A 15,255-nucleotide genomic window follows, 5' to 3' on the forward strand; every position below is an offset into this window, starting at 1 on the left:
AATACCGATGCCCTGATTTCTCAGGGCATCAGGCGTATAATTAGTTATATAACAATCTTATTAGTGCTGGGTTTCATTATCGCCAACAGGTACTGTCTGCGGAATGAAATCCTGACCATCCTTACCATAGTCATAAGCCCAACGGTGAACTTCAGGAATCTCACCAGTCCAGTTACCGTGGCCAGGCTTGATAGGTGTAGTCCACTCCAGGGTGTTAGAACCCCATGGGTTGGTAGTAGTAACTTTTCTTCCTTTGAAAATAGAATAGAAGAAGTTGAACAGGAAGAAGAACTGAGCAGCAAATACAATAATTACTACCGTACTGATAAATCTGTTCAGCTCAACAAACTGCTTAAAGCTTTCCCACACGCCATAGTCGTAGTAACGACGAGGCATACCAGCCAGACCTTCATAGTGCATTGGCCAGAAAATCAGGTAAGCACCAATTAAGGTAATCCAGAAGTGGATATAAGCCAGTGTATTGTTCATGTAGGTTCCGTACATCTTCGGATACCAGTGGTAAACACCGGCAAACATACCGAACATGGAAGCTACACCCATTACAATGTGGAAGTGTGCAATTACAAAATAAGTATCGTGCAGGTGAATATCCAGTGCAGAGTTACCTAACCAGATACCTGTTAAACCACCAGAGATGAATAAGCTAACAAAACCGATAGCGAACATCATAGCCGGAGTAAAGCGGATATTACCGCGCCACAGGGTGGTTAACCAGTTAAACACCTTAATAGCAGATGGTACCGCAATCAACAGGGTCAGTAACACGAATATAGATCCTAAGAATGGGTTCAGACCAGTTACAAACATGTGGTGCGCCCATACCAGGAAGGCCAGTACTGCAATGGCGAACATAGAACCCACCATCGCCATATAACCGAAGATAGGTTTACGCGCGTTGGTAGAAAGTACTTCAGAAGCCATACCCATCGCTGGTAACAGGATGATATATACTTCGGGGTGACCAAGGAACCAGAACAAGTGCTGATACAGGATGGCACTACCACCTTCGTTAGGTAACGCGGTGTTGGTGGTGCTCAGGAAGATATCAGATAGGTAGAAGCTGGTACCGAAGTTACGGTCGAATATCAGCAGGATGAAACCTGAGAATAATACAGGGAAAGATAATACACCCAGAACAGCGGTGAAGAACAGCGCCCAGATAGTCAGAGGCAATCTGGTCATGCTCATACCTTTTGTACGCATGTTCAGGATAGTAGCTATATAGTTCAAACCAGCCAGTAACTGAGAAACCACAAACAGGGCCATCGCAGTTAACCAAAGGTCCATACCGGTTTTAGAACCTGGAGAAGCATCACCCAGCGCACTCAGCGGAGGATAAGCAGTCCAGCCACCACTAAACGGACCGGTTTCAATAAATACAGAAGACAGCATTACAATACTGGCAATAAAAAAGAACCAGTAGCTCAGCATGTTCATTAACGGAGAAGCCATATCTCTCGCACCAATCTGCAGCGGAATCAGGAAGTTAGAAAACGTACCACTCAAACCCGCTGTTAATACGAAGAATACCAGAACGGTACCGTGCGTAGTAACCAGTGCATAATAAGCTTCTGCACTAATACGGCCACCTTTGGCCCATTTACCCAGGATATCTTCTAACCAGGGAAAAGTAGAATCGGGATAGCCCAGTTGCAAACGGAATAATACAGACATCAAACCACCCAATACTGCCCAAACCATACCTGTAATCAGGAATTGTTTTGCAATCATCTTATGGTCCATGCTGAAAACGTACTTCGAGATAAATGTCTCATGATGATGCCCGTGATGCTCATCATGATGCGCATCATGCCCGGAAACACCCACGTTTGCATGCAGAACAGCTTCGTTACTCATATCAAACTCTTTATTGGACTATATAACTTATTCTATATTTCAATTCAATGGCTTAGCAAGCCTCAACCAGTTTATTTTATTGCAACAGTATGCGCGCTGTCAGCAGCAGGTTTTAATGTGCTGTCTTTAGCTGCCGGTACTGCCGGAGTAGCTGCAGGCTCTGCCGGTGGATTAGCCACCAGATAGTTAGGCGTTTGTTTAGCCAACCATGCATCATACTCTTCCTGAGTTACTACTTCTATAATACCTTTCATAGAGTAGTGACCGTTACCACACATCTGATCACAACTGATCTCGTAAATGTAATCAGGATTACCGGTTCTCTCTTTCATCTCTTTAGTGGTATACTTAGGGGTAAACCATAAAGTAGTGGGCGTACCTGGCACCGCATCCATTTTCATACGGAATGCAGGTAAACCTACGTCATGTATTACGTCTCTTGAATTGATGATCAGTTGAACAGGCTTATCCTTTACAACATACATTGTTTGCTGAACAACGATATCGTCGTTATTAGCAGGATCAGCCTTCAGACGGAACTGCTCGTTATCAGCCCAGATCTGGCCTAACGGGTTGTTACCAGCGTCATCAATAATGCGGAAATATTTCTTACCAAACTCGTTGTCTTTACCAGCATAACGGAAAACCCAACCGAATTGCTTACCGGTAACTTCTACACGCAGGGCGTTAGCAGGAGCTTCGCTGGTAAACATAAACCAGTTACGTAAACCAATTACCACCAGCACAGTCAGTGCGATAGCAGGAACTACGGTCCAGATCAGTTCAAGTGTGTTGTTATGAGGAAAGAAGAAAACTTTGCGTTTTGGATTCTCCTGATACTTGTAAGCAAATACAAACAGTACTATCTGGGTAGCTACAAACACAACTCCGGTTAATATCAAAGTAACCCACAACATGCTATCCACTTTCTCGCCTTGCACACTGGCACTACCCTGAGGTAACAGTGTTTTATGATACAAAGCTTTGTTGCACAGGTATACTCCTATCAGGCCCAGTACCAGAAAAGCGACCATCAGAAATCCGTTGATCTTATTGCTCTGGGCGCGTGATTTCTCTTCACCCTTCAACACAGACACATACTCGCTGGCTTTGGCAATCTGGAAGATCACCAGGAACACCAGTATTATCACTGCGATGGTAAAAAACATTGACATAATACTCTTATTCTAATAATTTTCTAATTCGTTTATCTTATCGCTCCTCTTACGTATGGTGTATAATACTTTCTTTCAGGTAAGGATGATATTTAGCAACCAGCGGCTTGCTTGCCAGTGATTTACCAACAATCATAATAATCATACCTACAAAGAAGGCAGCGATACCGAAGTCCAGCCATCCCAGAGTTACGTGCTCTTTAGACAAGCTACCCATCACCATCTGGTAAAAATCAACCCAGTGACCAAAGATGATCAGTACTGCCATGAAAGTAATCAGTGTATAGTTTCTCTTCGCACCACGCTTCATCAGAATCAGGATAGGACATACGAAGTTAATAATCAGGTTCAGGAAGAAGATGCCTTTGTAAGGTCCCAGAACGCGATGTTGGAAGTACACGGTTTCTTCAGGTATGTTCGCATACCAGATCAGCATGTACTGAGAAAACCACAGGTAAGTCCAGAAGATAGAGAATGCAAACATGAACTTACCAATATCGTGCAGGTGCTCCTGGGTAGTAAATTCCAGGTACCCTTTATTTTTCAGGTAAATAACAAACAAGGCAACCAGCGACATACCAGAAACAAAAGAGCTTGCAAAAGTGTACCAGCTATACATAGTGCTGTACCAATGCGCATCAATGCTCATCTGCCATAACCAGGGAATAGTAGAACCAACAGTAAGTGCAAACCATACGATAAATAAAGCTGCAGATACCGTGTTCTTCCAGATATAGCGCTGACCTTCTTCGGCATCCATCGCTTTTTCATCAGCCTGGCTGCTCAGTTTGCGCATTCTTCTGCCCAGCAGAATCCAAAGACCAATTGCCAGTGTAGTCCATACCAGGTAGAAAGTAGGATTCAGAAATCCTTTTTTACCTCTCAGGATATTATCACCGTCAACCGCCTTCTCATCCAGCCAGTGGTAAATATGATGGTTATGATCAATAACCACAACATAGAAGAGAATCAGCCATGTAATTCCACCAAACCAGGGAACCACAGTAGAAATAGCTTCCGGAACACGGCGGAAAGCAATCTGCCAGCCACCCATAGCCAAAGTTGTAGCGCAGATGAAAAACATGCTTGCATTACAAACAAGGGTAAAGAAAATACTATTGTACATCAGTGTACCAATAAATTCAACCTTACCATGCTCGCCATGCGTGGCCTTAGTAACCAATCCTATAATGAAAGCCAGTATACCTATAGCGATCAGGGCTATCGACCATGTTTTCATTTTACCCGGAATCTCAAATTGCGCTCTGATAGATGCCATTTTATTTCTTTTATCTCTGGTTAAATGATTGCTGATTACTTTTTAGCAGTGCTGGTACTATCCTGCGCCGCTGGTGCAGCAGAACCACCTTTTGCTTCAGCTTGTTTTGCTTTAATGTAATGAATAATGCTCCAGCGCTGCTTGCGGCTCAGCTGAGAAGCATAGCTTCCCATCATGTTTTTACCGTATTGAACAGAATAGAACATCTGTCCGTCGGGCATGTTGTCGTACTGTGCACCTACCAGTTGTGCTGGTTTTGCAACGTAAGGACCATCACCACCTTTATACAATGGACCATTACCGTCCAGTTTGGAGCCATGGCAAATACCACAGTTAATCAGATATAAACGTTCTGCTTCTTTAAGTTCCGCAGCGTTCAATGCAGGTAATGGATTAGGAATCGCTTTAGATGCTACATAGTTAGTAGAATCACCAACCGCATCTTTTGCCAGAGGAAAAGGTAACTCTTCCCCGCGGGCTATTGTTCCGTTTACAGGTCTGTTGTTATAAAAAATACCGCTGTCTGCCAGGTGCTTATGATCTGCGTAAGTTTCGTAAGCACGGCTGTCTCCCATATCAGGCATATATACTGCGCCTGGCTTCCGCTTAACATCACTGCAGCCAACGATTGTTACCCCTGCTGCCAGAACAAATATGATCGATAATTTTTTCATCTTGCTTGAATTCTGATTTATGCAACTGTAGCCTTAGGTTCTGTAATTAATTGCTGCTCCTGGTCGTAACGGCCATACCACCATCCTGCTTCCGCATGCTGAAGGTTAACTTCAGTAGCACCGGTGCTGGAAAGGAAAGCCTGCAGCTCATCTGTATTTGTTTTATCAGTACACTCAATGGCCATGATAAACAGATCATCTGTAGCACGGATATGGAAAGTATGCTTTTTAACGAAAGGAGCTAACTGGCACAGGTAGCAAAATGTAAGTACCATACCTACCGCAGCAAATAATACGGTTAACTCAAAGGTAATAGGTACCCAGGCCGGCAGCGCAAAATGTGGTTTACCACCAATGTTCAAAGGCCAGTCTTTGGTAAATATCCAGCTAATGCAGCTGAGAGCTGTAGTGGTACCGGTAATACCATAAATAAAACCCGCTGTGTGCAGGCTGGTTTCCCGCATACCCAGCGCATGGTCCAGACCATGCACCGGAAAAGGCGTATACACATCGTGTATTTTATAACCTGCAGTACGTACCTTCTTTACTGCAGGAAACAATACCGCCTCATCGCTAAAAGCCCCAACAACAAATGTCTTCTTTGCCATAATATTCTAATTCAAAAGTCAAAAACTAAAATTCAAAGACGAACCTATTTTTGAATTTCTACTTTATGTTATTAATTAGTGTGCGTACTCGTGAACAAATTCCTCCACAGGCATTTTCTCTTCTTTCTCCACTCCGGCCTTGTAGTTATCACCACTTACTTTCAGTACATACTTGATCTCTGCTATCGCGATTACAGGGAAGTATTTCGCAAACAGGAAGAAGCAGGTGAAGAATAAACCGAATGTACCGGCGTAGAAGCCCATTTCCCAGATGGAAGGACTGTAGTAAGGAGACCAGCTGGAAGGCAGATAGTCACGATACAAAGAGGTAACGATGATTACGAAACGTTCGAACCACATACCAATGTTCACAATAATACTCATGAAGAAGGTAACAAACAGGTTTCTTCTCAGTTTGCGCGACCAGAATAACTGCGGGCTGATTACGTTACAAGCCATCATGCCCCAGTAGCTCCACCCATAAGGGCTGAAGAGGTTGGCACGGCTGTACCAGAAAGTGTAACCCTCATATTTGTTCTGGCTATACCAACCCATGAATAATTCAGTCAGATAAGCACAACCTACTATGGAACCGGTTAATACAATTACCTTGTTCATTGCTTCAATGTGGCCAAGAGTAATATAATCTTCCAGTACAAATATTTTACGCAGCATCAGCATCAGCGTTTGCACCATCGCAAATCCGGAGAATACCGCACCCGCAACGAAGTACGGAGGGAAGATGGTAGTGTGCCATCCCGGAATTACAGAAGTTGCAAAGTCGAATGATACGATAGTGTGTACAGACAGTACCAGAGGGGTAGACAAACCAGCCAGTACCAGAGATAAGCTCTCATGACGCTGCCAGTGTTTGGTGCTACCAGTCCAGCCGAATGAAGCTACACCGTATAATAATTTACGTAATTTGGTTTTAGCGCGGTCACGTACTGTAGCAAAGTCAGGAATCAGACCTGAGTACCAGAACAGCAGTGATACAGTAAAGTAAGTAGAAATCGCAAATACGTCCCACAACAGCGGAGAGTTGAAGTTAGTCCACAGTGGTCCGCGGGTGTTAGGATAAGGTAATACGAAGAACGCCATCCATACGCGACCCATGTGGAAGATCGGGAACTGACCCGCACACATTACCGCAAAAATGGTCATCGCTTCCGCCGCACGGTTTACACCAGTTCTCCATCCCTGACGGAACAGTAACAGGATTGCGGAAATCAGTGTACCGGCGTGACCGATACCTACCCACCATACGAAGTTGGTGATATCCCATCCCCAACCAATAGTCTTGTTCAGGTTCCACTGGCCAATACCATAAGTAACCTCACGGTAAACGCTGTATACACCAAACATCAACAGGGTTACTGCAATGAAAAAACCAACATACCATAACTTGGTTGGCTTCGCTTCTATAGGGCGGCAAATATCCTCAGTCACCTGGTGATAATCCTTATTACCAGTTACCAGTGGTTCCCTTAGCTGTGATTCGTACTTAAGATGCATTTGGTATGGTTTAACTCCGGGCTAACCCGGCTGATCTTTAAATTCTTATTTCGCCTTCTTTTCCTTTATTCTCAATTAACCGTGATGAGCTGGTTCCGCAGCTGGTGCAGCATGATGTTGACCACCATTGTGTGCAGGCTCATCTGAATTACGCACTTTAGCCAGGTAGCTTACGTTAGGCATAACGTGTATCTGCTCCAGTGCATAGAATATACGGTTAGGATTCTGTGTACGTGCTTTGTAAATGTCACTCTCTTTGTCATTTACGTTACCGAAGGTGAAACAATCACTTGGACAAGCTGATTTACAAGCTACATCCAGATCAGCATCTTTCATCGGACGACCTGCTTTCTTCGCTTTCAGTTTTGCATCCTGTAAACGCTGTACGCAGAAAGAACATTTTTCAATTACACCACGTGAACGAACAGTAACATCAGGGTTTAACACCATTCTGGTTAAGTCGTCGTTCATGTTCAGAACCACGTCATCTACTTCACCACGCTGGTTGTCAGGGAAGCTGTCAGCTCCTGTATAGTCAGCCCAGTTGAAGCGACGTACTTTATAAGGACAGTTGTTAGCGCAATAACGGGTACCGATACAACGGTTGTAAGTCATCTGGTTCAGACCTTCGCTGCTGTGGTTGGTAGCTGCTACCGGACAAACGTTTTCACAAGGAGCGTTGTCACAGTGCTGACACATCATTGGTTGGAACACCACGTTCGGGTTGTCCATGTCGCCGCTGTAGTAACGGTCAATACGTAACCAGTGCATATCGTGGTAGCGCATTGCTTCGTTTTTACCTACAACAGGAATGTTGTTTTCAACGTTACAAGCTACTACGCAGGCACCGCAACCGGTACAGGCGTTCAGGTCTATACTCATACCCCATTTAATACCTGGTCTTTCGTACACAGGATAAATGGTACCTTCTTTTTCGTAATTCTCAATACCACCGAAAGGCTTCAGCTCAGCTTCTCTTTCACGACGGATTTCTTCCGGATCGTGTTTGAAAGCAGCCAGCGTAATTTCTTTCACCACTTCGGTACGGTTACCTTGTGCGGTATCGTAACGGTTGTGGGTTTGAGTCAGTGCTACTTCGTAAGTTTCTTTAGTCAATTCCAGCGTAACGTCTGAAGCAGTAAAGTCTACAGTGTTACCTTTTAAAGCAGCCAGGATAAAGGCGTTTTTACCTACATTCTTGGCAGCCTTTCCTACTTTCTCAGAACGACCGTAACCCAAAGCGATACCAACGGTATCAGGATGTGTACCCGGAATAATCAGCGTAGGTAATTCTATGCTCTTTCCGTTTACAGTTACTTTCACTACTTTTTTAGCAGGAACAGTTTCGTATTTATCAGCCTGGCCGTTATTGTTCAGATCAATGTCTAACAATGTTCTGGCTTTTGCAGGAGAAATAATCAGGTAGTTATCCCACACCGCACGGGTAATAGGATCTGGTAATTCCTGCAGGAATGGGTTGCTGGCACCCTGGCCTTCACCAATACCTACTTTCTGATATAATACCAATTCCACTTTTCCACCTTTCTTAGCAGAGCTTACGGCAGAAACCGCACCAGCTACTGCACCGGCATTGAATGCACCGGCAGTCAGCGGAGCTTCAGCAGCAGGATTGATCACCCCATCCTGTAATGCTTTGTCCCATGCGCTTTCGCTGCCCAGTTTACCAATCCAGTATTGTTTAACAAAACCCAGGTAATCAGTAGTAGCACCAGACCACTTTAACAGGCTGTCCTGCCACTGACGGGTTTTGAATAAAGGATAGATAGTAGGTTGTATCAGAGAGAAATAACCAGTTTTAGGTTCTGCATCACCCCAGCTTTCCAGGAAGTGATGATCAGGAATTACAATTTTGCAACCTGAAGTAGTTTCATCTTCTTTCGCGCTGAAAGAGATGGTAGCATTTACCTTCGCTAAACCGCTTTTGAATTTGTCAGCAGCAAACCAGCTGTAAGCAGGGTTAGCGCCGTGAATCAGTAAAGCACCTACTTTACCAGCATTCATATCTTCCACCAGTGCAGCAAACTCAGTGTCAATGCCCTGACGGTTATTGATAGTTGCAGTCCAGTCGATGGTTTTACCACCAGCCTGTAAAGCTTCGTTGATAGCGTTTACAACAATCTGAACGTTCACATCGTTGCTTGCACACACTACTAATGATTGACCTTTATTGGCAGCCAGTTCTTTAGCAGTTTTCTCAATGCCTTCAGCCAGTTTCTTGTCAGCGATACCGCTTACACCCTGACCGTTGATGGCACCTAACAGTGCAACTGCAATAGCACCCCACTCTGAAGGACGGCACAGGAATCTTTCATCCGCGCTGGCACCAGTTGAGCTTAACACACTCTCAAACTGGAAGTGCTTGCTCATTTGTGGGTTCTTCTCGTCAATCCTTCTGTTGGGAGCATATTGTTTTGCAAACTCAGCAGGGGATAACCAGGTTGCCAGGAAGTCAGCACCAATACTGGCGATTACTTTGGCATTATCAAAACGGTAAGAAGGAATAGCTCTCTTACCATAAGTAGCTTCATTAGCCAGCAACAGACCGGAATAAGAAACCGCGTCATAAGTTACATGACGGCTGCCGGGATATTTTGCCAGGAATTGCGCGATTACTTCTTTGGTAGTAGGCGATACAATGCTCGTAGTCAGAATAACTACAGGCGCAGCACCTACATTACCTAAAGCAGCAGCAACCGCTTTGTCAGCTGCGTCAAAAGTTACTTCTTTACCATTAACGGTAGGGAAGCGCAGACGCGCTGTGTCGTACAAATCCAGTACAGAAGCTTCTGCTCTGGCGGTTGTACAACCTTTATATATCGGGCTAAGGTCGTTACCTTCTATTTTAATAGGACGGCCATCTCTCACTCTCGCCAGTACGCTCAGTACGTCACCATCCTGCACATAAGTTGTGGCATAATAATTGGCTACACCTGGTACGATGTCTTCCGGTTTGTTTGCAAAAGGGATAGCTTTCTTAACAGGAATCTCGCAGCTGGCGGCTACCGCAGCAGCAGCAGTGCTGAATCCTAAATATTTCAGAAAATCTCTTCTGGGAGTAACTGCCTCCATCAAACCTTTATTATCGGCTTCGAAAGGAAGTTGTTCCTGGAACTCATCTTTACCTGATTGCTGATATGCCTCAGAGTCATTCAGCTCACCAAAACTTTGCCAGTACTTTTTCTGCTCCATTATATCTATTTGATAATATTCGATAATTCGTATACGGGTCTATGATCTTTGCGGATCGTATATCCTTCTGTTAATAGTGACATTTTTGACACTCAGTACCACCAATCATTTCTACGGTAATACCTTTAGTGCTGTCGAACTTACCGTTCTTCAGGTTCTCGTGGTATTTCTCGTAAATGCTGTAATAACCGTTGTCTTTGAATTGTACCTGTGTAGTGCGGTGACAATTGATACACCAGCCCATGCTCAGATCTGCAAATTGTTTTACTTCATCCATTTTGTTGATCTCGCCGTGACAGGTCTGACATTGTACTTTACCGGCAGCTACGTGCTGTGAGTGGTTAAAGTATACGTGGTCAGGCAGGTTGTGAATACGGGTCCACTCAATAGGAGTTGCTTTAGAAGCATCCCATGGCTGGCCTGGCGTAAATCCTGCGTACTTATATAATTTCTGAATTTCAGCAGTACCGTTAACTTCTTCACCTTCTGCGTTGAACAGTTTGTCTTTACCAGTGTACTCGTTAATTGACATGTGACAGTTCATACACACATTAACAGAAGGAATGGTTGCCTGTTTGCTTTCCTGTGCGTTACCGTGACAGTACAAACAGTTGATCTGGTTGGTACCGGCGTGTACTTTGTGTGAGTAGAAGATTGGTTGCTTAGGCTCGTAGTTTTGAGTGCGGCCTAAACCAATAGCACCTTTAACTGTAAAGAAGCCACCTACCAGGAATAAGATTACTGCTACGAAAGCGATGTAAGTTTTGTTTCTCCAGAAAGGAACCGGCTCCTGTGCAGGAATACCGTCTTTATCATCTGCCAGTTTACGCAGGTTGCTGTTAACCTGTAATAAGATGAAAGCTACTACTGCCAGAACCAGGGTAAGGATACCGAATAACAGAGAGTTATCGCTTTCAGCTACTGGTCCGTCAGGATTTGTAGGGCCTTCAGGCTTCTTCGCAGCTTCAGTTTTAATATAACCCAGAATTGCATCAATGTCCGCATCGGAAAAAGATGTAAATGAGTTCATTGCGATTTTGTACTCATTATACAGGTTTACTGCATAAGGGTAACCACTTTTGATTACCGCCTGGCTGTTTCTGATCCACGCGTGTAACATTTTCTTGTCAGGCCAGCGGTCTTCTACCCCAGCAAGTGCGGGACCAGTCGACTTTTTGGTAACAGAGTGACAGGACGCACAGTTTGCCGAAAATAAAGCCTTTCCATCCTGCGCGAAAGCACCATTTCCTAACTGCAATAAAAAAGCCAGTGTGAATCCAAATATCAACTTCCCGGCAAAACGACTTAGGTGGATCATATTCACAATTCGGTTGTGTAGATGTGGAAAAATATCCGTGAACGGGTGCAAAAATATGACACGAGGCTGACAAAAAACCATCAGCTTAAAAATTTTTTTAAGCGCATCTGGCTTGCATTTCAGTGATTTGTCAGAAAATTGTGGGAGTAACGTTTGTACGATTGACACTAATTCGTGCTTACAAACAATGCACTGAACATATTGTTTACTCTCATATAACAACTACATCAAAAATTATGACCAACTCAGCTTCCCCCCGTACTAAAATTGCCGTGTTTGCCTCCGGTGCAGGATCTAATGCACGCAAGCTGATGGAATACTTCAACAGCAATACCCCCGCTTCACAGGAAAAAGGTATTGAGGTGGCTTTGGTAGTAAGCAATAAAATAGATGCCGGAGTTCTCCAGATTGCCGCAGAATATCAGGTACCCACATTAATTATTGATAAGGAGAAGTTTTTCAGAGGCAATGCTTATGTAGATGAACTGAAGCAGACCGGTATCAGTTTTATTGTACTAGCCGGCTTTTTGTGGAAGGTACCGGCTGCACTGATACAGGCTTTTTCCGGTTCAATTGTCAATATTCACCCTGCATTACTGCCTAAATATGGTGGAAAAGGTATGTACGGTAACTTTGTGCACGAATCGGTAATTGCCAATAAGGAGCCGGAAAGTGGTATTACCATTCATGTGGTAGATGAAGTGTACGACAATGGCGTGCATCTGTTTCAGGCAACCTGCCCTGTATTTCCGGATGATACTGCTGCAACGCTCGCCCAGCGCATTCATAAATTAGAGCACGAACATTATCCCCGGGTAGTGGAAGAAACCATTAAAGCGAAACGCTAATTACCGGCTCAGGGGTTTCTGCATATACACAACTCCCTCCAGGGGGTTGTTATAGTAGGGGGCAGTTCCGGTAAATCCCATCCTTTGGTACAATGCTATGGCAGATTGTAACCTGTCCAGTGTGTCCAGCATCATGGTATGGTAACCCATATCCGTTGCTTTCTGCACAATGGCTTCTGCCAGCACACGCCCCAGTTTATACCCCCTGAATTCCGGAAGCACATACAGGCGTTTCATTTCGCAGGTGTCTTTTTCCGGCAGGGGCTGTAGCGCCACGCAACCGGCCGGTTGCCCATCTATATAAGCCAGCAAAAGCGCGCCGGCAGGGGGGCCGTACTTTTTCATCGGATTTTCCAGTTCAGCATCTACCTGTTGAAAACCCAGTTCTTCCCCCAATTCACTCAGATATTGTGAAAACAGCCGGATAACGATGCTCATCCGCGTATCATCTGCACTGGTTATCTCATACATCTCCGGCTGTTTCATATTATTCAGTTTATAACACATTAAATAGTGTGTGCTCCAGCCTTATCAGAAAACTGTTGGCCGAAGTACGGGTAAGTGTGCTGTACAATTCCTGGCGGTAACCCAGATCAATACGGGTTTGGCTATTGATAATGAACTGAATAGCAGGGGCAATATCCAGAAAGGATCTGTTATTACCCAGCGCTTTCTGCCCAATCAGCTCTGCCATAAAGTTCACATTCAGCTGGCCGTAGTGTTTGTAACTGGAAGGGTGCAGCAGTCTGCCGGTAGACAGGCTGTAGTTAACCGCCTCATTGGCAAAACCTGTTTTCCGGCCATCACCCAGCACCTGTTCAAAACTTACGGTAGCAGAAATAGCCTGTTTGTGCAGCAGCTGGGTAGCAATAAATCCTGCCTCATATCCAGATTGCATACCATTGGTTTCAATTTCCTCCTGCATCCGGTTCATCCGGGAGGTGCCTACACGGCCAAAAGCAGCCATACGGAAGTGGCGGTACATCTGATCGGTGGTGTAAAACCGGTATTTGGCATATACACCTCCACCTTCTGCGCGGGTACTGCCGTTGCTGTTACTTACATATCCTTCGGCGTGAAGCATCAGGTTTTTGTTAACGCCCAGCATAAACTCGGGCAGTAACTGGTAATCCGGGGCGCCGGGCATTTTACGCGTCATCACATTGCTCGTTACACGTATACCGCCAGACTTTGCCGGCATGTTGCTGGCCGGCTCAGAAAACACAAATAATTCCTGTCCAAAGCTGGTAGCAGCCAGGAAGAAAAGGCTGGCTGTCAGGCAGCCAGCCTTACTATATCGTTTCATACTCCTCTTCTTAATTCATTGTTACGTGGTAAATCCTGTCCTGTCCGCCTGCCTGGTTTTTCATTTTTCCGGTTTCAAAGCAGGCCATTGCTGTTTGGGCAGCGTATTTCTTCCGCTCTTTCTCCGGTAAAAAATCTTTGTCCAGTATCAGCAGCTGCTGCTCACCCTGTAACGTGGTGTCTTTCACCTGAATAAAATGAAAAGTATAGTTGGCACCTTTTATATGCGCATCGTTCTGCACAGCAGCAGCGGTAAAGTCTGCCTTTACCTGCATAGCCGCCACAGAAAAACCGGCGTCGGTTACCGCATCTTTTAAAGCGTCCAGACTCACCGCTTCTCCGGGTTTAAACGTAAGGTCGTAACCCGAATTCTCAATATCGGCATCTACAGATTTCACAAACGGCACTTTTTCCAGTGCTTTAAAAATAGCCTTGCTGCACATACTACAGGTAAGGCCGCTGGCTTTTACAGATACCGATTTAATTTCCTGGGCAGTTCCGGAAACGGAAACAGCCAGTACAAACACACCTATTATCGCGATTAACTTTTTCATACTCATTTTTTATACATAGTCAATTAAGGAACTCTCTCATACTGGCAGCACTCTTCCAACGCCTTGTAGGCTTTCTCAGATGCTTTAAACTTTTCGGTGTCGTAACCGGCGGCCGCAATTTTCTTCTGAACAGAGTCAGTATTCACTTTAGCTGCATCGTAGCTCAGCGTTAGTACATGTGTTTCTTTATTCCATTCTGCTTTGGAAACGCCAGGTTGTTTGGCAGCAGTTTCAATATTCTTTTTACACATACCGCAGCTGCCGTTTACTTTAATAGTGGCAGTTTTAATTTCCTGTGCAAACAGGGTAACAGACAGTAATGCACTGGCAGCTACCAATAATGTTTTGATAGATTTCATACAATTTGTTTGAGTATAGTGATAGGGAATAACGTGTATCGGGCCTCAGTACGGCACAACACAAACTGACCATGTACAGAAGCACTATGGTCTATGCATAAAAAATGAGTATTAAATAAGGAACACGCAGTGGCGTATAAACAGCGGTATTTCACCCGGGTAGGGTGGACCGTGTGAGTAGGCATGTAATACCGGAGTAACTACTGCTTCCGGAGCGGTTACCGGATAAACAGGTGCCGGTAGTGAAATGGCAGGTGCCTGCAACAATTGTATGTAGGCCGAAACCATATGGTCATCACCCAGCTTCACCAGTTTGTGCTCATCTTTACAACACTTGCTTTTGGGTGCAGCGGTTTTTTCCATGCCGCACTTTCCGCATTTGTTGCTCTGCTTTTCTACCAGACTTACCCCCAGCAGCTTGCCCATGCAGTAGTGCATGTGCAAAGTAGCGCCGGACGAAACGCCCAGGTACAAAACAGCTAATATGGCTACAAATAGCTTCTTCATGGAGAAATGATGTATCAAAAATAGG

The 15,255-nt window shown here is 44.7% G+C and carries 14 protein-coding genes; 1 reads left to right on the top strand and 13 read right to left on the bottom strand.

What is annotated here, in order from left to right; genetic code table 11:
• Positions 1 to 60: 60 nt before the first annotated feature.
• The 8 genes from IEY13_RS27650 to IEY13_RS27685 all read right to left on the bottom strand — a co-directional run bounded on the left by IEY13_RS27650 (position 61) and on the right by IEY13_RS27685 (position 11,657).
• Positions 61 to 1,878: a cytochrome c oxidase subunit I gene (locus tag IEY13_RS27650; RefSeq protein WP_188958607.1), complete on the bottom strand. Its 1,818-nt coding sequence runs from the start codon at positions 1,876 to 1,878 to the stop codon at positions 61 to 63.
• Between the two features lie 71 nt (positions 1,879 to 1,949).
• Positions 1,950 to 3,053, bottom strand: a complete 1,104-nt coding sequence (locus tag IEY13_RS27655) for a cytochrome c oxidase subunit II (protein ID WP_188958609.1) — start codon at positions 3,051 to 3,053, stop codon at positions 1,950 to 1,952.
• Positions 3,054 to 3,102: 49 nt separating this feature from the next.
• Positions 3,103 to 4,332, bottom strand: coding sequence for a quinol:cytochrome C oxidoreductase (locus IEY13_RS27660; protein WP_188958611.1), 1,230 nt, complete (start codon positions 4,330 to 4,332; stop codon positions 3,103 to 3,105).
• A gap of 35 nt (positions 4,333 to 4,367) precedes the next feature.
• The gene (locus IEY13_RS27665) at positions 4,368 to 5,006 is read right to left on the bottom strand and encodes a c-type cytochrome (RefSeq protein WP_188958613.1); all 639 of its coding nucleotides are present in this window, start codon (positions 5,004 to 5,006) and stop codon (positions 4,368 to 4,370) included.
• Positions 5,007 to 5,023: 17 nt separating this feature from the next.
• Complete coding sequence (locus IEY13_RS27670; protein ID WP_188958615.1) at positions 5,024 to 5,614, bottom strand: DUF3341 domain-containing protein; 591 nt, start codon at positions 5,612 to 5,614, stop codon at positions 5,024 to 5,026.
• A gap of 75 nt (positions 5,615 to 5,689) precedes the next feature.
• Positions 5,690 to 7,129, bottom strand: a complete 1,440-nt coding sequence (gene nrfD / locus IEY13_RS27675) for an NrfD/PsrC family molybdoenzyme membrane anchor subunit (protein ID WP_188958616.1) — start codon at positions 7,127 to 7,129, stop codon at positions 5,690 to 5,692.
• A gap of 75 nt (positions 7,130 to 7,204) precedes the next feature.
• Positions 7,205 to 10,339, bottom strand: a complete 3,135-nt coding sequence (locus IEY13_RS27680; RefSeq protein WP_188958622.1) for a TAT-variant-translocated molybdopterin oxidoreductase — start codon at positions 10,337 to 10,339, stop codon at positions 7,205 to 7,207.
• 70 nt (positions 10,340 to 10,409) lie between these two features.
• Complete coding sequence (locus tag IEY13_RS27685) at positions 10,410 to 11,657, bottom strand: c-type cytochrome (RefSeq protein ID WP_188958624.1); 1,248 nt, start codon at positions 11,655 to 11,657, stop codon at positions 10,410 to 10,412.
• Between the two features lie 236 nt (positions 11,658 to 11,893).
• On the opposite strand from IEY13_RS27685, the gene purN reads away from it, so the two are divergent.
• Complete coding sequence (gene purN, locus IEY13_RS27690) at positions 11,894 to 12,505, top strand: phosphoribosylglycinamide formyltransferase (RefSeq protein ID WP_188958627.1); 612 nt, start codon at positions 11,894 to 11,896, stop codon at positions 12,503 to 12,505.
• Here the strand turns inward: purN and IEY13_RS27695 are convergent, their stop codons facing one another.
• From IEY13_RS27695 to IEY13_RS27715, 5 genes are all read right to left on the bottom strand, one after another.
• Positions 12,506 to 12,991, bottom strand: a complete 486-nt coding sequence (locus tag IEY13_RS27695; RefSeq protein ID WP_188958628.1) for a GNAT family N-acetyltransferase — start codon at positions 12,989 to 12,991, stop codon at positions 12,506 to 12,508. It abuts the gene before it with no gap.
• Positions 12,992 to 13,001: 10 nt separating this feature from the next.
• Entirely contained in the window at positions 13,002 to 13,811 is an 810-nt protein-coding gene (locus IEY13_RS27700) for a hypothetical protein (RefSeq protein WP_229688045.1), read from the bottom strand.
• A gap of 10 nt (positions 13,812 to 13,821) precedes the next feature.
• Positions 13,822 to 14,364 carry a heavy-metal-associated domain-containing protein gene (locus IEY13_RS27705; protein ID WP_188958631.1) on the bottom strand — a complete coding sequence of 181 codons (543 nt, stop codon included), beginning with the start codon at positions 14,362 to 14,364 and terminating at the stop codon, positions 13,822 to 13,824.
• A 23-nt stretch (positions 14,365 to 14,387) separates the two neighbouring features.
• Entirely contained in the window at positions 14,388 to 14,723 is a 336-nt protein-coding gene (locus tag IEY13_RS27710) for a heavy-metal-associated domain-containing protein (protein WP_188958634.1), read from the bottom strand.
• Positions 14,724 to 14,834: 111 nt separating this feature from the next.
• Positions 14,835 to 15,230, bottom strand: a complete 396-nt coding sequence (locus IEY13_RS27715; RefSeq protein ID WP_188958635.1) for an HYC_CC_PP family protein — start codon at positions 15,228 to 15,230, stop codon at positions 14,835 to 14,837.
• Between the last annotated feature and the right edge of the window lie 25 nt (positions 15,231 to 15,255).

The organism is Filimonas zeae (assembly GCF_014641615.1).
GTDB lineage: Bacteria > Bacteroidota > Bacteroidia > Chitinophagales > Chitinophagaceae > Filimonas > Filimonas zeae.

Bases quoted from the DNA above. Each gene is read 5' to 3' on its own strand.
- nrfD (WP_188958616.1), bottom strand. From the start codon at position 7,129: ATGCATCTTAAGTACGAATCACAGCTAAGGGAACCACTGGTAACTGGT.
- IEY13_RS27680 (WP_188958622.1), bottom strand. From the start codon at position 10,339: ATGGAGCAGAAAAAGTACTGGCAAAGTTTTGGTGAGCTGAATGACTCT.
- IEY13_RS27710 (WP_188958634.1), bottom strand. From the start codon at position 14,723: ATGAAATCTATCAAAACATTATTGGTAGCTGCCAGTGCATTACTGTCT.
- IEY13_RS27660 (WP_188958611.1), bottom strand. From the start codon at position 4,332: ATGGCATCTATCAGAGCGCAATTTGAGATTCCGGGTAAAATGAAAACA.
- IEY13_RS27685 (WP_188958624.1), bottom strand. From the start codon at position 11,657: ATGATCCACCTAAGTCGTTTTGCCGGGAAGTTGATATTTGGATTCACA.
- IEY13_RS27655 (WP_188958609.1), bottom strand. From the start codon at position 3,053: ATGTCAATGTTTTTTACCATCGCAGTGATAATACTGGTGTTCCTGGTG.
- IEY13_RS27695 (WP_188958628.1), bottom strand. From the start codon at position 12,991: ATGAAACAGCCGGAGATGTATGAGATAACCAGTGCAGATGATACGCGG.
- IEY13_RS27665 (WP_188958613.1), bottom strand. From the start codon at position 5,006: ATGAAAAAATTATCGATCATATTTGTTCTGGCAGCAGGGGTAACAATC.
- purN (WP_188958627.1), top strand. From the start codon at position 11,894: ATGACCAACTCAGCTTCCCCCCGTACTAAAATTGCCGTGTTTGCCTCC.
- IEY13_RS27700 (WP_229688045.1), bottom strand. From the start codon at position 13,811: ATGAAACGATATAGTAAGGCTGGCTGCCTGACAGCCAGCCTTTTCTTC.
- IEY13_RS27670 (WP_188958615.1), bottom strand. From the start codon at position 5,614: ATGGCAAAGAAGACATTTGTTGTTGGGGCTTTTAGCGATGAGGCGGTA.
- IEY13_RS27715 (WP_188958635.1), bottom strand. From the start codon at position 15,230: ATGAAGAAGCTATTTGTAGCCATATTAGCTGTTTTGTACCTGGGCGTT.
- IEY13_RS27705 (WP_188958631.1), bottom strand. From the start codon at position 14,364: ATGAAAAAGTTAATCGCGATAATAGGTGTGTTTGTACTGGCTGTTTCC.
- IEY13_RS27650 (WP_188958607.1), bottom strand. From the start codon at position 1,878: ATGAGTAACGAAGCTGTTCTGCATGCAAACGTGGGTGTTTCCGGGCAT.